The following is a 24290-nucleotide window of genomic DNA, read 5'->3' on the forward strand; positions in this document are numbered from 1 at the left end:
TTTTTTCACATACGTGTGACATACTATCGAGTGACGTCGCACTTATGTGGAACAAGGAGACAGACATGAATAATAAGGGCTCCAGCCTGACACCGGCTCAGGCACTGGAAAAACTGGACGCGCTGTATGAGCAATCTGTCAGCGCCCTGCGCAGCGCCATTAGCGAGTATCTTGAAAACGGAAAACTGCCTGATGAAAAGGCCCGATTAGATGGCCTTTTTGTTTATCCCTCTCTTTCTGTGACCTGGGACGGGGGCACCACCACAACGCCTAAAACCCGTGCCTACGCCCGTTTTACCCACTCAGGCTGTTACTCCACCACCATCACCCGCCCCGCGCTGTTTCGCCCTTACCTTGAAGAACAGTTGACGCTGCTGTATCAGGATTATGGCGCGCACATCGCCGTTGAACCGTCATTGCACGAAATTCCCTATCCCTACGTGATTGATGGCTCCGCACTGACGCTGGATCGCTCCATGAGCGCAGGCTTAACCCGCCATTTCCCCACCACCGAGCTGTCGCAGATTGGCGATGAAACCGCCGATGGGATTTATCATCCTGCTGAATTTTCGCCGCTGTCGCATTTCGATGCCCGCCGCGTCGACTTCTCGCTGGCGCGTCTGCGTCACTACACCGGGACGCCAGCCGAACATTTCCAGCCGTTCGTGCTGTTCACCAACTACACCCGCTACGTGGATGAGTTCGTGCGCTGGGGTTGCAGCCAGATCCTCGATCCCGATAGCCCTTACGTGGCGCTCTCGTGCGCGGGGGGGATCTGGATCACCGCCGAAACTGAAACGCCGGAAATGGCCGTCTCCGACCTGGCCTGGAAAAAACACCAGATGCCCGCCTGGCATTTGATTACCGCCGATGGCCAGGGCATTACGCTCATCAACATTGGCGTCGGCCCGTCGAATGCTAAAACCATCTGTGACCACCTCGCGGTCCTGCGCCCGGACGTGTGGCTGATGATTGGCCACTGCGGCGGTCTGCGCGAAAGCCAGCTGATTGGCGATTACGTGCTGGCTCACGCTTACCTGCGTGACGATCACGTTCTTGATGCGGTTCTGCCGCCCGATATTCCGATCCCAAGCATCGCAGAAGTGCAGCGCGCGTTGTACGACGCAACCAAAGAAGTCAGCGGTATGCCAGGTGAAGAGGTTAAACAGCGTCTACGCACCGGTACCGTCGTCACCACTGACGACCGCAACTGGGAGTTACGTTATTCGGCATCGGCGCTGCGCTTTAATCTGAGCCGCGCGGTGGCAATCGATATGGAAAGCGCCACCATCGCCGCCCAGGGCTATCGCTTCCGTGTGCCTTACGGCACGCTGCTGTGCGTTTCCGATAAACCGCTGCACGGCGAGATCAAGCTACCAGGACAGGCCAACCGCTTCTACGAAGGGGCGATTTCCGAGCATTTGCAAATTGGTATTCGCGCGATCGATTTACTGCGTGCGGAGGGTGACAAGCTGCATTCCCGTAAGTTGCGAACCTTCAACGAGCCGCCGTTCCGCTAATAATAAGGAAAACGATGAACACTACATCACCGCTGTCGGCGCTTCGCCACTGGCTTCATGACAATCAATTCGCGGGCATGATTGTGCCTCGCGCCGATGCGTGGCAAAGCGAATACTGCGCATCATCCGATGAAAAACTGGCCTGGCTTACCGGGTTTGATGGCTCCGCCGGGCAGGCGTTGGTGCTACACGATCGCGCGCTGCTTTTTGTGGACGGTCGCTATCAGGTCCAGGCTCGCGTTCAGGTCAATCTGGATGATATTGAAATTCACCATCTGCATAACGAACCGCTGGCCGAGTGGCTGGCGGAAAACCTTGACGCCGGCACCCGCATCGCGTTTGACCCAATGCTCATGACCCAAACGGAATATCAGCAACTTTGCGCTACGCAGTGCGAATTCGTTCCGCTAACGGAGTCACCTTTCGACACGATCTGGACTGACCGCCCTGCTGCGCCCGCGGGTCTGATTCGCGAGATGCCGGAAGACATTAGCGGTGAAAGCAGCGTGGCGAAACGCCAGCGCATTGCTCAACTGCTGGCGGCAAAAGAGGCCGATTACGTGGCGATCACCCTGCCGGACAATATTGCCTGGCTGCTGAACGTGCGCGGTTCTGATATTCCGACCAGCCCGGTGCCGCTCTCGTTCGCCCTGCTGAGCCGCGAAGGCACAGTCGAATGGTTTGTTGATGGCGAAAAGATTCGCGATCTCCCCGCATCTGCACTGGAATCGGTCGTGGTTTCAGCCCAGGACGATTTTGTCCGTCGCTGCCAGCAGATTTCCGAAGGCAAACGCGTCTGGGTGGATGCTGATTCCGCACCTGTCGCATTGCGCTTTGCCATTGAGCCGCAGGGTGAAATTCTCTGGCAAGCTGATCCAATCACCATGATGAAGGCGCAAAAAAACGCGGTTGAACTGGCAGGCTATCGCGAATGTCATCAGTTCGATGGCGCAGCCTGGGTTAATTTCCTCGCCTGGTTGTCCCGCGAGGTCCCGCAGCGTGAAGCCGCGGGTCATCCGCTGACAGAGCTGGAAGCGCAGGCACAACAGCTGGCCTTCCGTCAGCAGCAGCCCTATTTTATCGAGCAGAGTTTTGCCACAATTTCGGCGTCTGCCAGCAACGCGGCAATGTGCCATTACCACTCAAGCGACGCGACCAACAAACCGATCGTCAGCACGCATTTTTATCTGAATGATTCAGGCGGGCAATATCACAACGGCACCACCGATGCGACGCGCACGCTGGCCTACAGCAAGCTCGATGCACAGCAGCGTCTGCATTACACCGCCGTGCTTAAAGGCTTTTTGTCGCTCATTACGCTGCAGTTCCCGTCGGGGACGCAGGGGCATCAGTTGGACGCGTTTGCGCGTCGTCCGCTGTGGGAGTTGGGGCTTGATTACGATCACGGTACCGGGCATGGCGTGGGACATCAGTTATTGATCCACGAAAACCCGCAGCGTATTGCGAAAAAAGTGAATCCGTGGCCGCTGCTGGCTGGCAGCATCATCACCATTGAGCCGGGCTATTATCAGGCGGACAGCCATGGTATTCGCATTGAAAACCAGGTTGAAATTGTGGAAAGCATGCCCGGTTTCTGCAAATTTGCTTCGCTCACGCTGATCCCCATAGATTTGAGTCAGGTTGAGCTGAACTTGCTGAGCGAGCAGGAGAAACAGTGGCTGGACAGTTATCACCAGCAGGTGAGAGACATTCTGTCGCCTCTGGTTGAGAGCGACGCGCGCCCGTGGCTGTTTGAAGCGACGGCACCGATTCGCGTGAGCCGATAGGCATGATGGGGGCGTCGCCCCCTCTTTCCGGTCAAAACGTTTCACATTTGCCTTGCGCAGAAAAGCAAAAAGCCTGCTTAAGTTTCCTTAAGCAGGCTTTTCTAATTTGGCTCCTCTGACTGGACTCGAACCAGTGACATACGGATTAACAGTCCGCCGTTCTACCGACTGAACTACAGAGGAATCGTGTGAACGGGGCGCATATTATCGACGTGCCCCTTCATTGTCAAAGACTGAATGCGCAAAAAAGTTCGTTTGCCGATTTATTCTCCACTTTGCGCATTTGAAAGACTTTCTGGCAGTTTTTTATGCTCAGATTCCGCCTTTTTTCGCGGGTATTTCCATAGCCATCGCCCGCTCACCATCCGCCAGTAGAACAGAACCCCACGAACCGCCCAATCAAGGAACATCCCCAGCCAGACGCCGACAACGCCCATGCCGAGCATAATTCCCAGCGTATAGCCCGCCACTACGCGGCATCCCCACATTCCCAGCATCGAGACCCACATCGCAAAGCGTGCGTCGCGCGCGCCTTTTAACCCGGCAGGTAGCACCCAGGAGGCGGCCCAGATCGGCATAAACGCCGCGTTCAGCCAAATGAGAATTTTCACCACCTCTTTGACATCGTCTTCCCGGGTATAAAACGAGGCCAAAAGCCCGGCAAACGGCGCCGTCCCCCACGCGATGAGCGACAGGCCAATCGTTGAGAGCCAAAACACATGGCGCAGCTGGCGCTCCGCCTGCGCAATTTGTCCCTTGCCCAGTCGTTTACCCGTAATAATCGTGGAAGCGGACCCCAACGCATTGCCCGGCAAGTTAATCAGCGAGGCAATTGAGAAAGCAATAAAGTTACCGGCGATGACGTCAGTCCCCATCCCGGCAACAAACATTTGAGTGAGCAGTTTCCCGCCGTTAAACAGCACCGATTCGATACTCGCCGGAACACCGATCCCCATGACTTCCCAGATAATGGCGAAATTGAACGGGCGGAAATAGCTTTTCAGCGAAATGCGCAGCGCGGGATTAAAGCCCACCATCAGCACCACAATAATCGCGATAGCACCGATGTAACGGGAGATCGTCAACCCTAAACCGGCCCCAACAAACCCAAGTCCTTCCCACGAGAAAGCCCCGTAGATAAGAATGCTGCTGATGATAATGTTCAGGATATTCATCCCGCCGTTAATGAGCAGCGGGATCTTGGTATTACCCGCACCGCGCAGCGCACCGCTGCCGATAAGCGCGATGGCTGCTGCCGGATAACTCAACACCGTCATTTCGAGATAAGTGAGCGCCAGAGCTTTAACGTCGCTTGTCGCCTCCCCGGCGACAATGTCGATAATCTCTTTGCCAAAATAGTGGATCACTGCCGCGAGAATGATAGAAAAAATCGTCATGATCATCAGCGACTGCCGCGCCGCTTCGCGCGCGCGTTTGGGATCAAGCTTGCCCAGGCTAAACGCGACCACGACGGTTGTCCCCAGATCAATCGCCGCGAAGAAAGAGATGACGACCATATTGAAGCTGTCGGCCAGACCCACGCCTGCCATCGCCTCTTTGCCCAGCCAGCTCACCAGGAATGTGCTCAACACGCCCATCAACAGAACGCAGGTATTTTCCAGAAAGATAGGCACAGCAAGAGGGGTGATTTCACGCCAGAACAGAACACGGTAACTTTTGCGTTTGGCATACCAGGGCGTACGCATGACGGCCTGACGTAGAGCGGCAGTGACGTTCAAAATGGACCTTAAAGAGAGAAAGTTGAAACTACATTTCAAATGATGATTGAGAAATGCTAATCCTGCAAAGTATTTTCAACAAAAAACTGTGGGCAAAAGTGACAAACTGTCGACAGATTCACCAGTTAAGCAAAACAACGTAAGATCAGGTTTGACAAAACTTTTTTCGCCGCTAAGATAAGCCTCCTAACCGATTCCTCTGTAGTTCAGTCGGTAGAACGGCGGACTGTTAATCCGTATGTCACTGGTTCGAGTCCAGTCAGAGGAGCCAAATTTAAAAAAGCCTGCTTTCGAGCGGGCTTTTTGCTTTTTAGCGTCAGGCAATCACTCAAAAAAAAGCCTCCCTGCTTTCGCAGAGAGGCGTAGTCTTTCTTAGCAGCTATTACTCGCTTTTCGCTTCGCTGCTTTTGATTTCGCCGATGACTTTCAGCTTTTTAGAGATGTCGCGGCGCTCTTTGGACAGCTCAGCATTTTTGATGATGTAGTCGTCAACGCGATCTTCATAATCGGTCTTCATGCTGGCGATGATGCCCTGAATGGCTTCTACGCTCATACCCGGCTTGATGTAGTCGCTCAGGTTATCAAGCAGCAGAACACGTTTCTGGTTGTCACGGATCTTCTTCTCAACGTCCTGAATTTCACGCTGCAGTTTGTTTTTGCGACGGAACAGGCGGACGAATTCCAGAACATCCTGGAACGAAGGCTTGGTAGTTTCCATTTTGATACCCCTGATAATGTGAGATTCGGATTCGTTTAAGCAACCACTGTACCGTTAACCTTACTGACAGCCGTTGCGAATGACAATGAGTATATCGTTTGCCCTATCATAACCTCAAATGCTGCTGAATCGTAGCAGCAGGCGTCACATCCGCAGACGCCTGCTTTTTATTTGCGCAACGCCCGGCAGATGAGATGCGACAGCAACTCTAATTGTCTCGCCATCTCCATGCTCAACCACACATAGCCGTGGATGGGCGTTTCTGACACATTGTCACCCTGATGCTCATTGATCAACTGCTTGAGCTCAGCAACGATTTCGTTCAACCGCTCGCTGTTAGCAAGAATAGGCTGCGGATTCCCCTCGTAAAGTGCGTGAGCGATGGTGAGCAGCGTTTGCTGGGTCATCTGCTGAGTCTCTTTCAGCGTGTTCGCATTCAGAAGGACAAAGTGACTGGCACGAGACGCCCAGTGCGCGTTTATTTGCAGTTCCAGCATGCATACCAGATTGCGACTGACGGTTTGAATCGCTTCAAAAATGGCTTTCTGGATGTGCGTCTCTTTACTGGCAGGAACAATGAGCCCACGCATTTTGACGACATCATTGAGGATTTTTTGCAGATGCTTTTCGAGCCGTGGACGTTCCACAAGGTTGGGTGAAAAACCCGCCTGATAGACACGATTGAACGCGGTCACATAGTTGGCCATCTGAATGCGCCAGTGTAGAAATGCGCGTTGAGGCCAAATCCCTGTAAAGAGCATCGCTAACAGCGAGCCGAGAATCACATCCCCTCCTCGCCACAGGGCCGTTGCCATGTCTCCAGCCGGTGCACCGACAACGACAGCGAGCGTAATTCCAATCAGCAGAGCCTGATACGGTTTTTTGCCCAGCGCCAGCCAGCCGCAAAGAAACATCGCCCCCGCACACCAGAGCAACATCACGGGCAACGAAATCAGCTCAAGCTTTAATGCAATCAACCCTAATGCGGAGCCAAAAATCGTGCCGCCGATTCGCTCAAAGGCGCGTGGGACCACATTTCCCCAAAAAGATATCGGCCCCATGATGACCACCAGCGTGATCAAAGGCCAGGTTCCCTCAGGGATATCCAGCAAACGCACCAGTAAAAAGGTGAGGATGAAAGCCAGCGCGATGCGGCAACCATGCACGGCGCGGTAATTCCGATACAGTCGGATTTCAAAAGGCGTTAATGATTTGTCGGGGCGCACACCCGCTCTCCAGATACACGGCAAATCACAATTGTACTGTGTTTTCTGCCAGACGTATCACGCCCGGCAGAAAAACCCTACAAAGCTTAGGAATTAGCATTATTACCCGGCTTTGTTTTGAACGGGAACATACATCTCGATATCCCAGTAACCATCGGCATTGCCATCATTGAGATAGCGTTCAAAGCAGGGTTTAGGGGCGATTTGATAATGATTGTCTTCGAGCAGGCTGTTAAAGAAGCTATGCCAGGGTGTGGCGAAATCATGGTTTTCAACGCGTGCTATGGCAATCGCATAATCACCTGCAGCTACTTCGGTAAGGATAACGCCTTCGCTGTTTGCCGGGATGGCAAAATCATCAGGAACGGTGACAGCCGTATCGCAACGCAGCTTCTCCGCCGGGACTTCGTCTGGATTATCATAATAGACAGCGACCCATTCAAGCGGCTGAATATGATGTCCATCCACCCACATCATGAGTTGCTCAAAACCTTGCTTAACGGTTTGCTCCCACGGCCCTACCATATGAAAACCGGCAATCTTACGCTTCTGTTGCTGCTTGATGCTGTAGTCCATACTGCCTCCGTTTATTACTGTGTATTTATACACTATAAAGCAGATTCTTTATGTCCAGCAAATATGACGTGTTGATTATGCGAGCAGACTCGCAGGAGTGCCAGTCTGCTCGTTACCGTGTTAATTATCCGTCAGGCTTTATGGTGCAGATAATCACTCAGACGTGAAAACACCCCACCCTTACCGACGCTTTCCAGCGTGACTAATGGCCAGTGCGCCACAATTTTATCGCGATCGTAAAGCTCAATTTCCCCTACGCGCTGATGCGCAGCAATGGGGGCTTCAAGCTCTTTTTTATCGAGTACGTATTTGGCTTTAATGTTGGCGACTTCCGCTTTTGGTAGAGCCAGCCAGAAATCCTGGTTCGTACCAAGGGAGATGTGTTCTTTATCGCCGTACCAGATGCGCTCAGTGCCCACTTTTTTGCCATTGTGCAAGATTTGCACGGTATCGAAGTTTTGCTGGCCCCAATGCAGCAGTTTGCGCGCCTGATCCTCACGCCCTTTCGGACTCTCCCCACCCATAATCACCGCAATCAACCGGCGCTGACCATCGACAGCCGAGGCAATCAGGTTAAATCCGGCACCAGATGTGTGCCCGGTTTTGAGTCCGTCGACCTTGAGGTTCTTATCCCATAGCAACCCATTACGGTTTTGCTGCGTGACGCCATTCCAGGTCAGACTCTTTTCACTGTACATATGATAAAAATCCGGCTCGCCGTGGATAATCGCCCGCGAAAGCACCGCCAGATCATAGGCGGAGCTGTGTTGCCCTGGTGCATCCAGGCCGTGTACCGTTTCAAAATGGGTGTCACGCAAACCCAGTTTTTGAACATATTCGTTCATCATATTGACGAATTGTGGCTGTCCACCCGCTACATAGTCCGCCAACGCCACGCAGGCATCATTACCCGAATCAACAATTAACCCTCGGCTCAGGTCGCGAACCGAAACGCGCTCACCTGCTTTCAGGAACATCAATGATGAGCCGTCAAATACCGGATTGCCCTTCGCCCACGCATCGCGGCCGACGGTAACCATATCGTCAGGCGTAATGCGATGGCTGTCGATAGCACGATCGACAACATATCCGGTCATTAACTTGGTGAGGCTGGCCGGATTACGCTGTTGATGTTCGTTGCCCGCCGTTAAAATTTGACCCGTGGTATAGTCCATCAGCACCCATGAGCCAGCCTGTATAGCAGGCGGCTGCGGTGAAAAATCCAACGGATTGGCCGCCAGGGCAGAGGTAACACTCGAAGCGAGTAAAGAAAGAGCAATAAACAGACGGCGTTTCAACGATATATCCTCAGTCATTAAAAATCGTTGCCCTTTTTACGGAAAATCTCATGCCGTTACCTGATTAAATTGCAAAAAAATGTGACGGACAGCAATGTTTGGAGTGGAAGCATGCTCGCAAATCTTCGAGATAAACGTGCTTTTTGTTCTGTCTGATGACCCTGATGGTTTACCATAGCGAAGCAACTTTTTAACAGGATGGTATTACTGGTGTCAGATTCCGCCGCGCTTCCCACTTTTCTCTTCCACGATTACGAAACCTTTGGTACCAGCCCATCGCTGGACCGACCTTCGCAGTTCGCGGCGATCCGCACTGACGCTGATTTCACAATCATTGGTGAACCGGAGGTTTTTTACTGCAAACCTGCCGATGATTACCTGCCGCAGCCTGGTGCCGTGATGGTCACAGGAATTACCCCGCAGGAAGCACGTGAGAAAGGCGTAAATGAAGCGGAATTTGCCCGCCGCATTCACGCACTGTTTACCGTGCCGAATACCTGTGTGGTGGGCTATAACAATATTCGCTTCGATGATGAAGTCACGCGCAACGTCCTGTATCGCAATTTCTACGATCCCTATGCCTGGAGCTGGCAAAACCGTAATTCACGCTGGGATTTACTGGACGTGATGCGCGCGTGTTATGCGCTGCGCCCGGAAGGAATCAACTGGCCAGAAAATGAAGACGGGCTACCAAGCTTCCGTTTAGAACATTTGACCCGCGCCAACGGGATCGAACACAGCAATGCGCATGACGCCATGGCGGACGTTTACGCCACCATCGAGATGGCAAAGCGCGTCAAAAGTGCGCAACCCAAACTGTTTGAGTATCTGCTGAGTCACCGTAATAAACAGAAACTGATGACGCTCATTGACGTCCCGCAGATGAAGCCACTTGTGCATATTTCCGGTATGTTCGGTGCCTGGCGCGGGAATACGAGCTGGGTCGCTCCGCTGGCGTGGCATCCTGATAACCGTAACGCGGTGATTATGGTCGATCTGGCCGGTGACATTACGCCGCTGCTTGAGCTGGACAGCGATGCCCTTCGCGAGCGTTTATACACCCCTAAAAGTGAGCTGGGTGTTGACGCGGCGGTTCCGGTTAAGCTGGTGCATATCAATAAATGTCCCGTGCTGGCACAGGCGAATACGTTGCGTCCGGAAGATGCAGAGCGGCTGGGGATTAACCGCCAGCAGTGTCTGGATAATCTCAAAGTCCTGCGCGATAACCCACAGGTTCGCGATAAAGTGGTGGCGATTTTTGCCGAAGCTGAACCGTTTGTTCCGTCTGATAATGTTGATGCGCAGCTCTACAACGGCTTTTTCAGCGATGCTGACAGAGCCGCGATGAATATCGTCCTGCAAACCGATCCGCGCAATTTACCAGCCCTGGACATCACGTTCGCGGATAAGCGTATTGAGAAGCTGATGTTTAACTACCGGGCGCGCAACTTCCCCGGTACGCTGGACGAGAGTGAGCAAGAGCGCTGGTTACAGCATCGCCGCAACGTCTTTACGCCGGAGTATTTACAACGTTATGCGCAAGAACTGGAAATGCTCTTTACGCAGTATGAAGGCGATGCGGAGAAACAGAATCTGTTGAAAGCGCTGTATCAGTACGCGCAAGAAATCGTTTAAGGGTGCCCATCTGCTTGAGGGATATTGGCAAACTGAACGGCTTTCAGGCATAAAAAAACCGGAGACATTATCTCCGGTTTTTTTTCAGCAAATGCTCATTACTGCGCGATATCTTCGTACTGTGGCACCGGGTTGCGGAAGCTTTTCGTCACGCACGCCAGGTAAACCAGACCGATACCACCCCAGATGAGACCCAGAATCATTGAGCTTTCTTCGAGGTTAATCCACAGCGCGCCAACGGTCATTGCGCCACACAGCGGCAAGACCAGGTAGTTAAAGTGGTCTTTCAGCGTTTTGTTGCGCTTCTCACGGATCCAGAACTGCGAGATTACGGAGAGGTTAACAAAGGTGAACGCCACCAGCGCACCGAAGTTAATCAGCGCCGTTGCTGTTACCAGGTCGAATTTAATCGCCAACAACGCGATCGCACCGACCAGCAGCACGTTCCACGCTGGGGTACGCCATTTCGGATGAATATAACCGAAGAAGCGCGTTGGGAACACACCGTCGCGACCCATCACGTACATCAGACGCGAAACGCCTGCGTGAGCAGCCATACCGGATGCCAGCACGGTGACGCTTGAGAAGATCAGCACGCCCCACTGGAAGGTTTTACCGGCAACGTAGAGCATAATTTCTGGCTGTGATGCATCCGGATCTTTAAAGCGAGAGATATCCGGGAAGTACAGCTGCAGGAAGTAAGACGCGCCGATGAAGACCATGCCACCCAAAAGCGCGGTCAAAAGGATTGCACGAGGAATCACGCGCTCAGCGTCTTTGGTCTCTTCAGACAGAGAAGAGATCCCGTCAAAGCCCAGGAACGAGAAGCACAGAATGGTTGCACCGGTAATCATCGGCACAACGTGCGCACCTTCAGACCAGAATGGACGGGTGCTGGTCAGCGTACCGGCACCTTCACCGTGCGCGACACCGTAGACAATCAGACCGACGATAACCGCCACGATACCCATCTGCAGGATAACGATCAGCGTATTGAAGTTGGCGACGGTCTTAATGCTGCGCAGGTTTGAGATGGTCATAAAGGCCACCAGCGCGACAACAAAGAGCCACGATGGCACAGAAGGCACCAGCGCTTCGAAGTAAATTTTTGCCAGCAGAATGTTGATCATCGGCATGAACAGATAGTCCAGCAGAGATGACCAGCCCACCATAAAGCCAACAGCCGGGCTAATGGATTTCTGAGCATAGGTGTACGCAGAGCCAGCGGACGGGAAACGGCGAACCAGTTTACCGTAGCTCAACGCCGTAAAGAGAATAGCGACCAGCGCAAAGGCATATGCCGTTGCAACGTGACCGTCTGTGAGGCCTGAGACGATACCAAACGTATCGAACAGCGTCATCGGCTGCATATAGGCAAGGCCCATCATGACAACCGGAATCAACGTAAGTGTCTTACGTAATTCCACGCGAGAGGTTTGTGGAGTAGCGTTAAGCGACATGGTTATTCCCCATTACGGTGAGAGCCAGCGCGTAAGCAAATGATTGCCCCATTTTCTGAATTCCTCAGCGACAACAACTGTCGGTTTTTGTAAGTATCTATCCGGTACGAAGCCCGGCCTCTTGGTTTTAAATGGCGTTTTGATACATGCAAAAAAAAATAACCGACGCCTTTTATATCGTCGATTATTCTAATTTTTTGCAGCGGCGCATTTTGCCCCATCTTTGGGATAAAAGGCAATAGATTCATATGCTGATTGGACTTTTCTTTTCACTAAGCACTTGATATCCCGCCCTCGGGCGAAGTGTAAACGGCAGCGATAGCACTATTTGCTAAAATCTCATCCCGCCACCACGCGCTGGCGAGGCCTGCGGTTTGCTCATTCCAGCCTACCCAGACCGATTCGCTGTGATTTTGCGCCATGACTTGTTTCTCAACCAGCGCGCCGGTTTCAATAAACCGCTGCGCCAGATAACGCGGCAAATATCCGCAACCCAGCCCGCTAATTTGCAGTTCCAGCTTGGTTTTAAAATCAAATACGGTTATCGCCTCCTGATCGTCGAGCAGTTGCGACGAAACAGCGCATTCGGGTAACGAACTGTCCCCGACAACAATCGCCCTGCAGCCTTTGATCACCCGACGCGAGATGGGCTCAGGTTCCCCGGCTAGCGGATGATGCGTTGCCACAACGAAAACTTGCTCAAGGACGCCCAGGCGCGCAAAACCAAATTCGCTCGACTGCGGCGGCTCATGCAGCGCGCCGACGATAATATCCGCCCGCCCCTGGGTTAACGCTTCCCAGGAACCGCCCAGCACGCCGTTGATAAATTTAAGTCGGGTAACGCTATGACGCTGATAAAAAGCCTCAATTAACGGCGTGAGTAACGAGAAGGGAAAGGTGTCATCAACCCCAATCACCAGCTCATTTTCCCAGCCCTGGTGCAGCTTCACGGCCTGCTTTTCGAGCTCCCGTACGGTGTGAAGGACTTCGCGCCCTTTCTCTAGCAACATTTGTCCGGTTCGCGTGAAGCGGGCGCGGTGACCCGTGCGATCGAGCAATTGGATATTGAGATCGCTTTCGAGTTTATGGACGGTATAACTGAGGGCCGAGGGCGTTTTGAAGAGCTTTGCCGACGCGGCGGCAAAGCTTCCCTCTTTTTCAAGCGCATCGAGGATAATCAGAACATCCAGCAGCGGTTTCATGTTCGCCCCCTTGCGGTGTGCGAGCGAATCCGCTGGCGGCGTTATTCCATTGGCATCACCAGCGGATCGGGATATTGATATTCAAATCCCAGTTCACGACAAATACGATTGCCATCAATCAATTTGCCTTGCCCTTCCCCAGATGCGTCGCGAAATTGCGGCGGCTCAAGCCCAAGCTGACGGGCCATCACGGGATAAAACGTACTTCGCGCCGGATGAGATGGCGCACATATATTATAGATGTGTCCGCCTTTCGGAGCCTGTAAAAGCAAGGTAATTGCGCCGATAACGTCTTCAAGATGGACAAGATTGACGCCGTGCTGGCCGTTTGGAGCCGTTTTACCGGCAAAAAAACGTCCCGGATGACGTTCCGGACCAACCAGGCCCGCGAGACGTAAAATATCCACCTGCGTACCCGGTAAATTATGCAACCAGTCTTCCAGCTCTTTCAGCACGCGACCGCTGGCCGTGACCGGTTGACGTTCGGTGTTTTCCTTGACGGTACCTTCGACATCGCCATAGACCGACGTCGAGCTGGTGAAAATAATGCGCGGGATATGATGCGCCAGCGCGCTGTCGACAATTTCCTGCATCGCCTGGAGGTAGAACCCTTCCCCATCACCGCTGCGACGAGCCGGAAGCGTGATTACCAGAGCATCGACATTCATCAGCGTATCCAGATCGTCGGCGTCACAAACCAGTTCCGGCTCAAGGCGAAGCTCGACGCTGTCGATTCCCGACATCCGGGCCGCTTCGACGCCATCCAGCGTCGTTTTACTGCCGGTCACTTGCCAGCCTCTTGCCGTTAACGACATCGCTAACGGCATGCCCAGCCATCCTAAACCGACAATGGCGATCTTTTTCATACGTTTTCTCCTCGCATTCACGCGTCTGACTTAAGGCTACGCCAGCGCTGCGGAACTGACAATTCATAGCATCAATATGAAATGAATTAATGATTAAAAAAAGCCCTTGCGTTGAACAGTGAATGTGGTTTACGTTAAATGACATCAGATGCATAAGCATTCAAAGAGAATTTATATGACACGCGTTCCATTTAAAAACCACCATCATCACCATCATCCTGACTAGTCTTTCAGGCGATGTGTGCTGGAAGACGTTCAGATCTTCCAGTGGTGCGAGAACGCAAGAGAGAGCCCCCGGAAGATCATCTTCCGGGGGCTTTTTTTTGGATCGTATTCAGACAGATTAAAACAAGATAACGAGGACAACAGAATGTTAGACAACACACGTTTACGCATAGCTATTCAAAAATCAGGCCGCCTGAGCGACGATTCACGCGAATTGCTGGCGCGTTGCGGGATTAAAATCAACCTGCACACTCAGCGTCTCATCGCTCTGGCTGAAAATATGCCGATTGATATCCTGCGCGTACGTGATGACGACATCCCGGGCCTGGTGATGGACGGCGTCGTTGACCTCGGTATTATCGGTGAAAACGTGCTGGAAGAAGAGTTGCTAACCCGTCGCGCGCAGGGCGAAGACCCACGTTATTTCACTCTGCGTCGTCTGGATTTCGGCGGTTGCCGCCTGTCGCTGGCGACGCCTGCCGATGAAGCCTGGGACGGCCCTGCTGGACTGAACGGTAAACGTATTGCGACCTCGTATCCTCACCTGCTGAAACGCTATCTCGATCAGAAAGGCGTGCAGTTTAAATCCTGTCTGTTGAACGGTTCTGTTGAAGTCGCCCCGCGTGCGGGACTGGCCGACGCCATTTGCGATTTAGTGTCTACCGGCGCGACGCTCGAAGCTAACGGTCTGCGTGAAGTCGAAGTGATGTTCCGCTCAAAAGCCTGTCTTATTCAGCGCGATGGCGAGATGCCGGAAGCCAAGCAACAGCTGATTGACCGCCTGCTGACCCGTATTCAGGGCGTGATTCAGGCACGCGAATCCAAATACATCATGATGCATGCACCGACCGAGCGCCTGGACGAAGTGATTGCCCTGCTGCCAGGTGCGGAACGCCCAACCATTCTGCCGCTGGCGGGCGATCAGCAGCGCGTAGCGATGCACATGGTGAGCAGCGAAACGCTGTTCTGGGAAACCATGGAAAAGCTGAAAGCACTGGGTGCAAGCTCCATTCTGGTGCTGCCAATTGAGAAGATGATGGAGTGACCGCCATGAGCTTTAACACAATCATCGACTGGAACAGCTGTAATGACGAGCAGCAGCGCGATCTGCTGATGCGCCCGGCCATTTCTGCCTCAGAAAGTATTACTCGCACCGTCGCAGAGATTATGGATAGCGTTAAAGCACGCGGCGACGACGCGCTGCGCGAATACAGCGCAAAATTTGATAAAACCGAGGTCGGTGCGCTTAAGGTCACCGAACAGGAAATCGACGCGGCCTGTGAACGCCTCGGCGATGAGATTAAGCAGGCCATGGCGGTGGCGGTGAAAAATATTGACACCTTCCACACCGCGCAAAAACTGCAGACCGTCGATATCGAAACGCTGCCCGGCGTGCGTTGCCAGCAGGTCACGCGCCCGATTGCCTCGGTCGGGCTGTATATCCCGGGCGGCTCAGCGCCGCTGTTTTCCACCGTGCTGATGCTGGCTACGCCTGCGCGGATCGCGGGTTGTCAAAAAGTGGTGCTCTGCTCGCCGCCGCCAATTGCTGATGAGATTCTTTATGCGGCCAAACTGTGCGGCGTGAAAGACGTGTTTAAAGTCGGTGGTGCACAGGCTATCTCCGCCCTGGCGTTTGGCACAGAGTCAGTGCCGAAAGTCGGTAAGATTTTTGGACCGGGTAACGCGTTCGTGACTGAAGCGAAACGCCAGGTCAGCCAGCGTTTAGACGGCGCAGCCATCGATATGCCAGCGGGTCCGTCGGAAGTGTTAGTGATTGCAGACAGTGGCGCAACGCCTGATTTCGTCGCCTCCGACTTGCTGTCACAGGCGGAACACGGCCCCGATTCTCAGGTGATTTTGCTGACGCCGGATGCCTCTATGGCCACGCGCGTCGGCGAGGCCGTTGAACGCCAGCTTGCTGACCTGCCCCGTGCCGAAACGGCGCGCCAGGCATTGTCGGCCAGCCGCCTGATCGTGGCGAAAGATCTGGAGCAATGTATTGCCATTTCTAACCAGTACGGTCCGGAACACCTCATTATTCAGACCCGCAACGCTCGCGACCTGGTAGACAGCATCACCAGCGCCGGCTCTGTGTTTCTCGGCGACTGGTCGCCCGAGTCCGCAGGGGATTACGCCTCGGGCACTAACCATGTGCTGCCGACTTACGGCTACACATCTACCTGTTCAAGCCTTGGGCTGGCTGATTTCCAGAAGCGTATGACCGTGCAAGAGCTGTCCCGAGAAGGGTTTGCGGCGCTTGCCTCTACCATTGAAACGCTGGCGGCAGCCGAACGCCTCACTGCCCACAAAAACGCCGTGACGCTGCGTGTTGCAGCCCTGAAGGAGCAAGCATGAGCATTGAAGAATTAGCCCGTGACAACGTTCGCAGACTGACACCTTATCAATCTGCTCGCCGCCTGGGCGGTAACGGCGATGTATGGCTCAACGCCAATGAATTCCCAACGGCGGTAACGTTCGACCTTTCACAGCAGACGCTGAACCGCTACCCAGAGTGCCAGCCAAAAGCGGTTATCGAAAATTATGCCCAGTACGCTGGCGTAAAACCTGAGCAGGTGCTGGTGAGTCGTGGTGCTGACGAAGGGATTGAACTGCTGATCCGCGCGTTCTGCGAGCCGGGCAAAGACGCTGTGCTGTATTGCCAACCGACTTACGGCATGTACAGCGTCAGCGCGGAAACCTTTGGCGTAGCGTGCCGCAACGTTCTGTCACTCGACGACTGGCAGCTTGATTTGCCTGCAATTGCCGACAATCTCGACGGCGTGAAAGTCGTTTTTGTTTGCAGCCCTAATAACCCGACCGGGCAGATCATCAACCCTCAGGATGTCCGTACCCTGCTGGAAATGACCCGCGGCAAAGCGTTGGTTGTCGCCGATGAAGCCTATATCGAATTTTGCCCGCAGGCCACGCTGAGTGGCTGGCTGGAAGAGTATCCGCATCTGGTCGTGTTACGCACCCTGTCAAAAGCCTTCGCGCTGGCGGGTTTACGCTGCGGCTTTACGCTTGCTAATAAAGAGGTAATCGACCTGCTGATGAAGGTTATTGCGCCGTATCCTCTTTCCACACCGGTGGCAGATATTGCTGCACAGGCACTGACGCCTCAAGGCATCAATGCCATGCGCGAACGCGTGGCGCAAATCCTCGTGGAGCGTCAATATCTGGTGAACGCCCTGAAAGATATCCCCTGCGTTGAGCAGGTGTTCGACTCTGAAACCAATTACATCCTGGCGCGATTTACCGCGTCCAGCGCTGTATTTAAATCTTTGTGGGATCAGGGCATTATCTTACGAGACCAAAACAAACAACCTTCCCTGAGCGGCTGTTTACGCATCACCGTGGGCACGCGGGAAGAGAGCCAGCGCGTCATTGACGCCCTTAAAGCGGAGCAAGAATGAGCCAGAAGACCCTCTTTATCGATCGTGACGGCACGATCATTTCCGAGCCGCCAAGTGATTATCAGGTCGACCGTTTCGACAAACTGGCTTTTGAGGCGGATGTTATTCCGGTTCTGCTTAATTTGCAGAAAGCCGGATTTAAGCTGGTGATGATCACTAATCAGGACGGACTGGGCACTGACAGTTTCCCGCAGGCAGATTTCGACGGGCCACATAACCTGATGATGCAGATCCTCTCCTCTCAGGGTGTGACGTTTGATGAGGTGCTGATTTGCCCGCACCTGCCGGCGGAGAATTGCGATTGCCGCAAACCTAAAGTGAAGTTGGTTGAACGCTATCTGGCTGAAGATGCTCTGGACCGTGCGAACAGTTACGTGATTGGCGACCGCGCGACGGATATTGAGCTGGCCGATAATATGGGCATTCAAGGTCTGCGCTTTAACCGCTCCGAACTGAACTGGGCGATGATTGGCGAAAAGCTGACGAAACGCGACCGCTACTCACACGTCGAGCGCAACACCAAAGAGACGCAAATCGACGTTAAGGTCTGGCTGGATCGCGAAGGCGGCAGCAAGATTCACACGGGTGTGGGTTTCTTCGACCACATGCTGGATCAAATTTGCACTCACGGTGGTTTCCGTATGGAGATCAATGTGAAAGGCGATCTGTATATCGACGATCACCACACCGTTGAAGATACCGGCCTGGCTCTGGGTGAAGCGTTGAAACTGGCGCTGGGTGATAAGCGCGGCATCAACCGTTTCGGCTTTGTCCTGCCGATGGATGAGTGTCTGGCACGCTGTGCGCTGGACATTTCCGGTCGCCCGCACCTGGAATATAAAGCTGATTTTACCTATCAGCGCGTGGGCGATTTGAGCACCGAAATGGTTGAACACTTCTTCCGCTCCCTCTCCTACACCATGGGCGTGACGCTGCACCTGAAAACAAAAGGTAAGAACGATCACCACCGCGTGGAAAGCTTGTTCAAAGTCTTCGGTCGTACGCTGCGTCAGGCCATTCGTGTCGACGGTGACACGCTGCCTTCTTCTAAAGGAGTGCTGTGATGAACGTGGTGATTCTGGACACGGGCTGCGCCAATCTGAATTCCGTCACATCGGCCATTGCGCGTCACGGCTACGAGCCGGTGGTCAGCCGCGATCCTGACCTGGTGTTGCGGGCGGACAAACTTTTCCTGCCAGGCGTGGGCACCGCTCAGGCGGCAATGGATCAGATCCACGAACGCGAATTAGTGGACCTGATCAAAGCCTGCACCCAGCCCGTGCTGGGGATTTGCCTGGGCATGCAGCTTCTTGGCCGTCGCAGTGAAGAGAGTCACGGCGTGGATATGCTGGGTATCATCGAAGAAGACGTACCAAAGATGACCGACTTTGGTCTGCCGCTCCCGCACATGGGCTGGAACCGCGTCTACCCAAAAGCGGGTGACCGTTTGTTCCGGGGTATCGAAGATGGCGCATATTTCTATTTCGTCCATAGCTACGCGATGCCGGTGAACACCTGGACCATTGCGCAATGCCATTATGGCGAGCCTTTTACCGCCGCCGTAAACAAAGATAATTTCTTTGGCGTGCAGTTTCACCCGGAGCGCTCCGGCGCCGCAGGGGCGCAGTTGCTCAAAAACTTCCTGGAGATGTGATGATTATTCCCGCACTGGATTTAATTGACGGCACGGTGGTTCGCCTCCATCAGGGGGATTACGGCCAGCAGCGCGATTACGGAAACGACCCGCTCCCACGCTTGCAGGATTATGCGGCGCAGGGCGCAGAAGTCTTACATCTGGTGGATCTGACCGGCGCGAAAGACCCAGCCAAACGCCAGATTACGTTATTAAAATCGCTCGTTTCAGGTGTTAACGTTCCCGTGCAGGTTGGCGGCGGCGTGCGCACTGAAGAGGATGTTGCTGCACTGCTTGAGGCCGGCGTCGCACGCGTGGTGGTGGGATCTACGGCGGTCAACGATCCTGAAATGGTCAAAGGCTGGTTCCGTCGTTTTGGCGCGGATGCGCTGGTACTCGCGCTCGACGTGCGTATCGACGACCATGGGAACAAGCAGGTCGCGGTCAGCGGCTGGCAGGAAAACTCCGGCGTGACGCTGGAAGAACTGGTTGAAATCTATCTGCCCGTCGGACTGAAGCATGTGCTGTGCACGGATATTTCCCGCGACGGCACGCTGGCGGGATCGAATGTTTCATTGTACGAAGAGGTCTGCGCGCGTTACCCGCAGGTGGCTTTCCAGTCATCGGGTGGAATCGGTGATTTAGCCGATATCGCTGCATTGCGTGGAACAGGCGTACGTGGGGTAATCGTTGGGCGTGCCTTACTGGAAGAAAAGTTTACTGTGACGGAGGCAATTCAATGCTGGCAAAACGGATAATCCCCTGTCTTGACGTGCGCGACGGTCAGGTAGTGAAAGGCGTACAGTTTCGCAATCACGAAATCATTGGCGATATCGTGCCGCTGGCAAAACGTTATGCCGAAGAAGGTGCAGATGAGCTGGTGTTTTACGATATCACCGCATCAAGCGATGGCCGTGTGGTTGATAAAAGCTGGGTTGCACGCGTTGCCGAAGTGATTGATATTCCCTTCTGCGTCGCTGGCGGAATCAAGTCTGCGGACGACGCGGCAAAAATCCTGTCGTTTGGGGCTGATAAGATTTCCATCAACTCCCCTGCTCTGGCAGACCCGGAACTGATCACACGTCTTGCGGAGCGCTTCGGCGTGCAGTGTATCGTCGTGGGGATTGATACCTGGTATGACGACGTCACCGGTAAGTACCACGTTAACCAATACACGGGCGATGAAAGCCGTACTCGCGTGACGCAGTGGGAAACCCTGGATTGGGTACAGGAAGTGCAAAAACGCGGCGCGGGCGAAATCGTCCTGAATATGATGAACCAGGATGGTGTGCGTAACGGCTATGATCTGGAGCAGCTCAAGAAAGTGCGGGCCGTGTGCCATGTGCCAATGATCGCCTCCGGCGGCGCGGGAACCATGGAGCATTTTCTCGAAGCCTTCCGCGATGCGGATGTTGACGGCGCGTTAGCCGCATCGGTATTCCACAAACAGATTATCAATATTGGTGAGTTAAAAACGTACCTGGCCGGCCAGGGCGTGGAGATTAGGTTATGTTAACTGAACAACAACGGGCGCAACTGGACTGGGAAAAAACTGACGGATTATTGCCGGTGGTTGTGCAACACGCGGTGTCTGGCGAAGTGCTGATGCTGGGTTACATGAACCAGGAGGCATTAGCGCAAACACTCGACAGCAAGAAAGTGACCTTTTTCTCACGCACTAAACAGCGTCTTTGGACCAAGGGTGAAAGCTCCGGTAATTTTCTGAACGTGGTCAGTGTGACTCCCGATTGCGATAACGATACGTTGCTGGTGTTGGCTAACCCTGTTGGCCCAACCTGTCATCTGGGGACCAGCAGCTGCTTTGGCGATGCCAGCCACCAGTGGCTGTTCCTCTATCAGCTTGAGCAACTGTTGGCTAAGCGCAAAACGGCCGATCCGGACAGCTCATATACGGCGAAACTGTATGCCAGCGGCACCAAACGTATTGCGCAGAAAGTGGGCGAAGAAGGCGTTGAAACCGCACTGGCGGCAACGGTCAACGACCGCGAAGAGTTAAAAAACGAAGCCTCTGATTTGATGTATCACCTGCTCGTCCTGTTGCAGGATCAGGAGCTGGATTTAACGGCTGTCATTGAGAATTTACGCCAGCGACACAAGTAAAAGACCACCTTCTTAGAAGGTGGCTTTTGAGAATGCCCCCTGTAAGGGGGGCGATTATCACCTTCTGTTCCTACTCTAGCAATTCCATCTGCTGTTCATGCGTTTGTTCCGTTTTCTCCTGATGCCGCACGTATCGTCTGATAATTTCTTCATTCACCCCAACCGTATCGACAAAATACCCACGGGACCAAAAATGGTTTCCCCATAATTTTTTCCTGATGTGTGGAAAACGGTTGTAGAGCCTGATTGCACTACGCCCTTTCAGATGCCCCATCAGAGTGGATATTGAGATTTTGGGTGGAACGATTACGACAAGATGTACATGATCTGGCTGAATATTTAGCTCAAGGACCTCACAATCTTTTATTCCACAGAGAATATAGATCGTCCTATACAGTTCCTTGCCAGGCTTATCTTTCAGGATCCTGAAACGGTACTTTGGCGTCCACACTATGTGGTATTTGCAACGCCAATATACATGTGATGAACTCCTGTAAAGCCCCATGTCGGTTTGTCTCCTTTTACTTGTGGTGAGTAAGCAGAGATATTCCGGCATGGGCATTCTTCAGGCTATAGCCTTACAGGATCAATCACCACCTCCCTAGGAGGTGGTTTAGGGGTGACAATAAAAAAAGACCGGGGAAACCCGGTCTTCTCTTTTATGCCTTTCTCTTTTTATCGAGAGAAACTGACTTAATGCTTTGGTGTGTAGTTGCGTAACGCATTACGACCCAGCACCACACCAGCACCGATAATGCCGCCCAACAGTATGGCCAGAATTAATGTAATACCTTTTTTCGGACTGTCGCGGCGAATAGGTAGATCCGGTTTCATTACATAGCGATAGGCATGGATAGTTGCCGGGTCAACGTTCAGATTTTGGATATCCAGCAAGTTTTGTTTTGTCTGATAATAAGCGGGGGAGAAAACCAGTGGACGGGTTGACTCATTCTGAATCATGGAATTCAGCGCTTCGCTACCCAGCAGGAACATGGTGTCCTGCGTGACGTCCTGCGTTTGTTGGATTTGCGGTGCGGTGATTTTCGCCGCCTGAGCGAACTTCACCGCCTCGGCGATTTGTTTGATTCGCAGGTCTTTTTGTTCCTGAGCCACTTTTTCCTGGTTTTCCAGAGAATCATTCAGGGTTTTGATTTGCTGCTTAATATTGTCTTTAAGGTCAACATCAAGCTCTTTAGCCGTCTGCTCGTCAACCTGTTGAATATACTGTGCCAATTGTTTCTGCGCAGCTTCAGCAGACTCGCCAACGTAGGAGACGCTCAGAGGCAATGGCTGGCCTTTAACAGCCGCATCAATGGTTAATTTTTCGGGAGCTTCCTGATTATCTAGCGACTGCGCTAACGCAGAGAAAGCAGAATTAAAACGTCCAACAACACGGAGTTGTGTATCCAACATGGTTGGAGCAGAGGAGCCATAAAGAATGTTAAGGGCGTTGGTATAGGTAACAATCTGTGCAGCATCTGGCTGAGTGATAATCGCACTAGAAGTCCATTTCTCTTTGGCAGTGCTGATGTATACACCGGCAAACACTATCGCGACTACCACAAATGCAGCAATTGTCCACTTCCCACGCCATAGTTGCATCACCAAATCAATCAAATCTATCTGTTCTGGGTCATTTTGACTTCTGACCTCATTATTGCTGTTCTGGGACATATAATCCTTAACGAAATATCTACGCAAAAATAATATTTAGCTAGTGTATCGCTTGTTGGCAAATTTTCTATAAGAATCCTGTGAGTTATCTGCTGACTGGCGAAGTTTTGCTTACTTCCGGCTTAGGAGTATGATGACGCTTAACGGTTTATGCTATACGAATAGCGTTATATGTTAATACAGAGGATGAATATGAAATTTCTGGTCACCGGTGCAGCAGGCTTTATCGGCTTCCATGTTAGCGGACGCCTTCTGGACGCAGGTCATCAGGTTGTCGGGATTGATAATCTTAATGATTACTACGATGTCAGTCTGAAAGAAGCCCGATTGAATCTGCTGACATCTGAGAACTTCACTTTCCATAAGCTTGATCTGGCCGATCGTGAAGGAATGGCAGCACTGTTTGCCAACGAGAAATTTGACCGCGTCATCCATCTGGCGGCTCAAGCTGGCGTACGTTATTCACTGGAGAATCCGCACGCTTATGCGGATGCTAACCTCATTGGTCATCTGAACGTGCTTGAAGGGTGTCGACATAATCAGGTTCAACACCTGCTTTATGCCTCCTCCAGCTCGGTTTATGGCCTTAATCGCAAGATGCCCTTCTCTACCGATGACTCAGTGGATCACCCAGTGTCACTGTATGCAGCGACCAAAAAAGCCAACGAGTTGATGTCGCATACTTATTCCCATCTTTATAACTTGCCAACGACTGGGCTGCGCTTCTTTACGGTATATGGCCCATGGGGTCGCCCGGATATGGCCCTGTTCAAGTTCACAAAGGCGATGATCGAAGGTAATAGTATCGATGTCTATAACTACGGCAAGATGAAGCGCGACTTCACCTATATTGATGATATTGCCGAAGCCATCATTCGTTTGCAGGATGTTATTCCGCAGGCCGATACGGAATGGACTGTCGAAACCGGATCGCCTGCCACAAGTTCAGCTCCGTATCGCGTCTATAATATCGGCAACAGTTCCCCTGTCGAACTGATGGATTACATCACCGCACTAGAAGAAGCGCTGGGCAAAGAAGCGCAGAAAAATATGATGCCTATCCAGCCAGGTGATGTTCTGGAAACCAGCGCAGACACCAAAGCACTGTTTGAAGTGATCGGCTTCAAGCCGCAAACGACCGTCAAAGACGGTGTGAAGAATTTCGTGGACTGGTACCGTAATTTTTACAAGGTGTAA

General features: G+C 52.8%; 24 protein-coding genes, 2 tRNA genes, 1 pseudogene and 1 other annotated feature. Of the genes and pseudogenes, 14 read left to right on the forward strand and 13 right to left on the reverse strand.

Annotation, left to right across the window (positions count from 1 at the left end; genetic code table 11):
- Positions 1-65 precede the first annotated feature (65 nt).
- A complete protein-coding gene (locus I6L74_RS00475; RefSeq protein ID WP_059179580.1) occupies positions 66-1520 on the forward strand; it encodes an AMP nucleosidase in 1455 nt (484 codons plus the stop codon).
- A gap of 14 nt (positions 1521-1534) precedes the next feature.
- On the forward strand, positions 1535-3307 hold the full coding sequence (locus I6L74_RS00480) for an aminopeptidase P family protein (RefSeq protein ID WP_059179579.1): 1773 nt from the start codon (positions 1535-1537) through the stop codon (positions 3305-3307).
- 107 nt (positions 3308-3414) lie between these two features.
- On the opposite strand, the gene I6L74_RS00485 is transcribed toward I6L74_RS00480, so the two are convergent.
- The 3 genes and pseudogenes from I6L74_RS00485 to I6L74_RS21685 all read right to left on the reverse strand — a co-directional run.
- Positions 3415-3490, reverse strand: a tRNA-Asn gene (locus tag I6L74_RS00485).
- A gap of 80 nt (positions 3491-3570) precedes the next feature.
- Positions 3571-5085 (reverse strand): EmmdR/YeeO family multidrug/toxin efflux MATE transporter, encoded by a 1515-nt coding sequence (locus I6L74_RS00490; protein ID WP_174521010.1) that lies wholly within the window; start codon positions 5083-5085, stop codon positions 3571-3573.
- A gap of 36 nt (positions 5086-5121) precedes the next feature.
- Positions 5122-5220, reverse strand: a pseudogene (locus I6L74_RS21685) (hypothetical protein); the annotation flags it as partial.
- A gap of 21 nt (positions 5221-5241) precedes the next feature.
- Between I6L74_RS21685 and I6L74_RS00495 the strand changes: the two are divergent.
- Positions 5242-5317 (forward strand) — tRNA-Asn (locus I6L74_RS00495).
- Between the two features lie 111 nt (positions 5318-5428).
- Here I6L74_RS00495 and I6L74_RS00500 read toward each other — a convergent pair.
- The 4 genes from I6L74_RS00500 to dacD form a co-directional block, all read right to left on the reverse strand.
- A complete protein-coding gene (locus I6L74_RS00500) occupies positions 5429-5764 on the reverse strand; it encodes a DUF496 family protein (RefSeq protein ID WP_015959577.1) in 336 nt (111 codons plus the stop codon).
- Positions 5765-5931: 167 nt separating this feature from the next.
- Complete coding sequence (locus I6L74_RS00505; RefSeq protein WP_059179577.1) at positions 5932-6990, reverse strand: FUSC family protein; 1059 nt, start codon at positions 6988-6990, stop codon at positions 5932-5934.
- 102 nt (positions 6991-7092) lie between these two features.
- Positions 7093-7566 carry a DNA gyrase inhibitor SbmC gene (gene sbmC, locus I6L74_RS00510; protein ID WP_059179576.1) on the reverse strand — a complete coding sequence of 158 codons (474 nt, stop codon included), beginning with the start codon at positions 7564-7566 and terminating at the stop codon, positions 7093-7095.
- A gap of 131 nt (positions 7567-7697) precedes the next feature.
- Positions 7698-8864 (reverse strand): serine-type D-Ala-D-Ala carboxypeptidase DacD, encoded by a 1167-nt coding sequence (dacD, locus tag I6L74_RS00515; protein WP_059179575.1) that lies wholly within the window; start codon positions 8862-8864, stop codon positions 7698-7700.
- Between the two features lie 210 nt (positions 8865-9074).
- Between dacD and sbcB the strand changes: the two genes are divergently transcribed.
- The gene (sbcB, locus tag I6L74_RS00520) at positions 9075-10499 is read left to right on the forward strand and encodes an exodeoxyribonuclease I (protein ID WP_059179803.1); all 1425 of its coding nucleotides are present in this window, start codon (positions 9075-9077) and stop codon (positions 10497-10499) included.
- Between the two features lie 98 nt (positions 10500-10597).
- Here sbcB and I6L74_RS00525 read toward each other — a convergent pair whose 3' ends face one another.
- From I6L74_RS00525 to I6L74_RS00540, 4 genes are all read right to left on the reverse strand, one after another.
- Entirely contained in the window at positions 10598-11959 is a 1362-nt protein-coding gene (locus I6L74_RS00525) for an APC family permease (RefSeq protein ID WP_015959628.1), read from the reverse strand.
- Positions 11949-12011: a membrane protein YoeI gene (gene yoeI, locus I6L74_RS21605; protein WP_096335045.1), complete on the reverse strand. Its 63-nt coding sequence runs from the start codon at positions 12009-12011 to the stop codon at positions 11949-11951. Before yoeI ends, I6L74_RS00525 begins: the two co-directional genes overlap by 11 nt.
- A 220-nt stretch (positions 12012-12231) precedes the next feature.
- Positions 12232-13161, reverse strand: coding sequence for a LysR substrate-binding domain-containing protein (locus I6L74_RS00535; protein WP_059179574.1), 930 nt, complete (start codon positions 13159-13161; stop codon positions 12232-12234).
- A gap of 41 nt (positions 13162-13202) precedes the next feature.
- On the reverse strand, positions 13203-14027 hold the full coding sequence (locus I6L74_RS00540) for an SDR family oxidoreductase (protein WP_059179573.1): 825 nt from the start codon (positions 14025-14027) through the stop codon (positions 13203-13205).
- Positions 14028-14202: 175 nt separating this feature from the next.
- Here I6L74_RS00540 and hisL point away from each other — a divergent pair, with 175 nt between their 5' ends.
- The 9 genes from hisL to hisIE all read left to right on the forward strand — a co-directional run bounded on the left by hisL (position 14203) and on the right by hisIE (position 21419).
- Entirely contained in the window at positions 14203-14253 is a 51-nt protein-coding gene (gene hisL / locus I6L74_RS00545; protein ID WP_099516347.1) for a his operon leader peptide, read from the forward strand.
- Positions 14229-14352: a sequence feature (His leader region), on the forward strand. (Overlaps the previous gene by 25 nt.)
- A 45-nt stretch (positions 14353-14397) precedes the next feature.
- A complete protein-coding gene (hisG, locus tag I6L74_RS00550) occupies positions 14398-15297 on the forward strand; it encodes an ATP phosphoribosyltransferase (RefSeq protein ID WP_059179572.1) in 900 nt (299 codons plus the stop codon).
- Positions 15298-15302: 5 nt separating this feature from the next.
- Positions 15303-16607, forward strand: a complete 1305-nt coding sequence (hisD, locus tag I6L74_RS00555; RefSeq protein WP_059179571.1) for a histidinol dehydrogenase — start codon at positions 15303-15305, stop codon at positions 16605-16607.
- Entirely contained in the window at positions 16604-17665 is a 1062-nt protein-coding gene (gene hisC, locus I6L74_RS00560) for a histidinol-phosphate transaminase (RefSeq protein ID WP_059179570.1), read from the forward strand. The genes hisD and hisC overlap by 4 nt, the downstream gene beginning before the upstream one ends.
- Positions 17662-18729, forward strand: coding sequence for a bifunctional histidinol-phosphatase/imidazoleglycerol-phosphate dehydratase HisB (gene hisB, locus I6L74_RS00565; protein ID WP_059179569.1), 1068 nt, complete (start codon positions 17662-17664; stop codon positions 18727-18729). Before hisC ends, hisB begins: the two co-directional genes overlap by 4 nt.
- Entirely contained in the window at positions 18729-19319 is a 591-nt protein-coding gene (gene hisH / locus I6L74_RS00570) for an imidazole glycerol phosphate synthase subunit HisH (RefSeq protein ID WP_059179568.1), read from the forward strand. The genes hisB and hisH overlap by 1 nt, the downstream gene beginning before the upstream one ends.
- On the forward strand, positions 19319-20056 hold the full coding sequence (gene hisA, locus I6L74_RS00575) for a 1-(5-phosphoribosyl)-5-[(5-phosphoribosylamino)methylideneamino]imidazole-4-carboxamide isomerase (protein WP_059179567.1): 738 nt from the start codon (positions 19319-19321) through the stop codon (positions 20054-20056). The genes hisH and hisA overlap by 1 nt, the downstream gene beginning before the upstream one ends.
- Entirely contained in the window at positions 20038-20814 is a 777-nt protein-coding gene (gene hisF, locus I6L74_RS00580) for an imidazole glycerol phosphate synthase subunit HisF (protein ID WP_059179566.1), read from the forward strand. The genes hisA and hisF overlap by 19 nt, the downstream gene beginning before the upstream one ends.
- Complete coding sequence (gene hisIE, locus I6L74_RS00585) at positions 20808-21419, forward strand: bifunctional phosphoribosyl-AMP cyclohydrolase/phosphoribosyl-ATP diphosphatase HisIE (RefSeq protein WP_059179565.1); 612 nt, start codon at positions 20808-20810, stop codon at positions 21417-21419. The genes hisF and hisIE overlap by 7 nt, the downstream gene beginning before the upstream one ends.
- A gap of 70 nt (positions 21420-21489) precedes the next feature.
- On the opposite strand, the gene tnpA is transcribed toward hisIE, so the two are convergent.
- Both tnpA and wzzB read right to left on the reverse strand, forming a co-directional pair.
- On the reverse strand, positions 21490-21924 hold the full coding sequence (gene tnpA, locus I6L74_RS00590; protein WP_059178301.1) for an IS200/IS605 family transposase: 435 nt from the start codon (positions 21922-21924) through the stop codon (positions 21490-21492).
- A gap of 188 nt (positions 21925-22112) precedes the next feature.
- Positions 22113-23093 (reverse strand): LPS O-antigen chain length determinant protein WzzB, encoded by a 981-nt coding sequence (wzzB, locus tag I6L74_RS00595; RefSeq protein ID WP_059179564.1) that lies wholly within the window; start codon positions 23091-23093, stop codon positions 22113-22115.
- A gap of 192 nt (positions 23094-23285) precedes the next feature.
- Here wzzB and I6L74_RS00600 point away from each other — a divergent pair, with 192 nt between their 5' ends.
- Complete coding sequence (locus I6L74_RS00600; RefSeq protein WP_059179563.1) at positions 23286-24290, forward strand: NAD-dependent epimerase; 1005 nt, start codon at positions 23286-23288, stop codon at positions 24288-24290.

Origin of the sequence: Lelliottia amnigena, assembly GCF_019047465.1 — a bacterium.
GTDB lineage: Bacteria > Pseudomonadota > Gammaproteobacteria > Enterobacterales > Enterobacteriaceae > Enterobacter > Enterobacter amnigenus.